Origin of the sequence: Pluralibacter gergoviae ATCC 33028 = NBRC 105706 (genome assembly GCF_001598855.1) — a bacterium.
GTDB lineage: Bacteria > Pseudomonadota > Gammaproteobacteria > Enterobacterales > Enterobacteriaceae > Pluralibacter > Pluralibacter gergoviae.
The window spans coordinates 1-2,106 of the sequence record NZ_BCZS01000079.1 but is presented as its reverse complement, the minus strand read 5'-3'; the positions used below and the strand labels follow the sequence as shown (position 1 = coordinate 2,106).

Here is a 2,106-nt window from a genome sequence, read left to right as displayed (position 1 = left end):
AGAAAACAACGTGCCTGAGCTGCTCCCGATAACACTTGATGCCGAAGATGTTGTCCCTGCAACCTCCCCCCGGTCACAACCTGTAGCTGCTGCGGCACCTGAATCACTCAATATCAGCTGTGAAGTGACGTTCCGGCACGGATCACTCCGTCTGAATGGTGCCATCAGCGAAAATATCCTGAACCTGCTGATACGGGAGCTCAAACGTTGATCCCATTACCATCAGGGACAAAGATCTGGCTGGTCGCTGGCATCACCGATATGAGAAACGGCTTCAACGGCCTGGCGGCAAAGGTGCAGACGACGCTGAAAGACGATCCGATGTCAGGTCACGTTTTTATCTTCCGTGGGCGTAATGGCAGTCAGGTAAAGCTCCTCTGGTCTACCGGCGATGGACTGTGTCTGCTGACCAAACGGCTGGAGCGCGGCCGCTTCGCCTGGCCGTCAGCCCGGGATGGCAAAGTGTTCCTCACACCGGCACAGCTGGCGATGCTCCTTGAAGGTATCGACTGGCGGCAGCCTAAAAGACTGCTTACGTCACTGACTATGTTGTAGGCCTCTTTATCCTGGTCGACGCTGAATGAGCCTGGTAATATACCCGGTATGAACAGCTTACTTCCTGACGATATCGATGAACTGAAACGTCTCCTTGCCGAACAGGAGGCGCTGAACCGTGCCCTTCTGGAAAAGCTGAACGAGCGTGAACGCGAAATAGATCACCTGCAGGCGCAACTGGATAAGCTGCGCCGGATGAACTTCGGCAGCCGCTCCGAAAAAGTCTCCCGCCGTATCGCGAAGATGGAAGCCGACCTTAAGCAGTTGCAGAAAGAAAGCGATACCCTTACCGGCCGGGTGGATGACCCGGCCGTGCAGCGCCCGCTGCGGCAGACCCGTACCCGCAAACCGTTCCCTGAATCACTTCCCCGTGACGAAAAACGGCTGCTGCCGGCAGCGTCATGCTGCCCGGAATGTGGTGGTGCGCTGAGTTACCTGGGTGAAGATGCCGCCGAACAGCTGGAGCTGATGCGCAGCGCCTTCCGGGTTATCCGGACAGTACGTGAAAAGCATGCCTGTACTCAGTGCGATGCCATCGTGCAGGCCCCCGCGCCTTCACGGCCCATCGAGCGGGGTATCGCAGGACCGGGGCTGCTGGCCCGCGTGCTGAGTTCAAAGTATGCAGAGCACACCCCGCTGTACCGCCAGTCTGAAATATACGGCCGCCAGGGTGTGGAGCTGAGCCGCTCACTGCTGTCGGGCTGGGTGGATGCGTGTTGCCGGCTACTGTCACCGCTGGAAGGGGCGCTTCAGGACTATGTGCTGACTGACGGTAAGCTCCATGCTGATGACACGCCTGTCCCGGTGCTGTTGCCAGGTAATAAGAAAACGAAGACCGGGCGGTTGTGGACGTACGTTCGTGACGACCGTAACGCCGGGTCAGAGCTGGCGCCGGCAGTGTGGTTCGCTTACAGCCCGGACAGAAAAGGTATCCACCCGCAGAGCCATCTCGCTGGCTTCAGCGGTGTTCTGCAGGCGGATGCGTACGCCGGGTTCAACGAACTGTACCGCAATGGACAGATAACGGAAGCTGCCTGCTGGGCTCATGCCCGCCGCAAGATCCACGATGTGCACGTTCGCACCCCGTCAGCGCTGACGGAGGAAGCCCTGAAACGGATCGGTGAGTTATATGCCATCGAGGCGGAAATAAGGGGGATGCCGGCGAAGCGACGCCTTGCAGAACGTCAGCAAAAAGCTAAACCGCGGCTGAAATCCCTGGAAAGCTGGCTGCGTGAAAAGGTGAAAACGCTGTCGCGACACTCAGAACTGGCGAAAGCGTTCACGTACGTACTGAACCAGTGGCCGGCGCTGGCTTACTATACTGACGACGGCTGGGCCGAGGCAGATAACAACATAGCTGAGAATGCGCTACGGATGGTCAGCCTGGGCCGCAAAAACTACCTGTTCTTCGGTTCGGATCATGGAGGAGAGCGGGGAGCGCTGCTGTACAGCCTGATCGGGACATGCAAACTGAACGGAGTGGAGCCAGAAAGCTACCTTCGCCATGTGCTTGATGTTATAGCTGACTGGCCGATAAACCGGGTCAGCGAA

Annotated in this window: 3 protein-coding genes; all 3 read left to right on the top strand. The window is 58.1% G+C overall.

Going from position 1 to position 2,106, the window contains the following annotated elements; genetic code table 11:
• Nucleotides 1–211 (top strand): hypothetical protein (locus ENGE1_RS29090; RefSeq protein ID WP_307655121.1); only part of this gene is annotated, 211 nt, incomplete at its 5' end.
• On the top strand, nucleotides 208–555 hold the full coding sequence (tnpB, locus tag ENGE1_RS26150) for an IS66 family insertion sequence element accessory protein TnpB (RefSeq protein WP_000612626.1): 348 nt from the start codon (nucleotides 208–210) through the stop codon (nucleotides 553–555). The genes ENGE1_RS29090 and tnpB, both read left to right, overlap by 4 nt.
• Before the next feature lie 48 nt (nucleotides 556–603).
• Nucleotides 604–2,106: IS66-like element ISKpn24 family transposase (locus ENGE1_RS26145; protein WP_064360892.1), on the top strand; the 1,503-nt coding region annotated here is incomplete at its 3' end.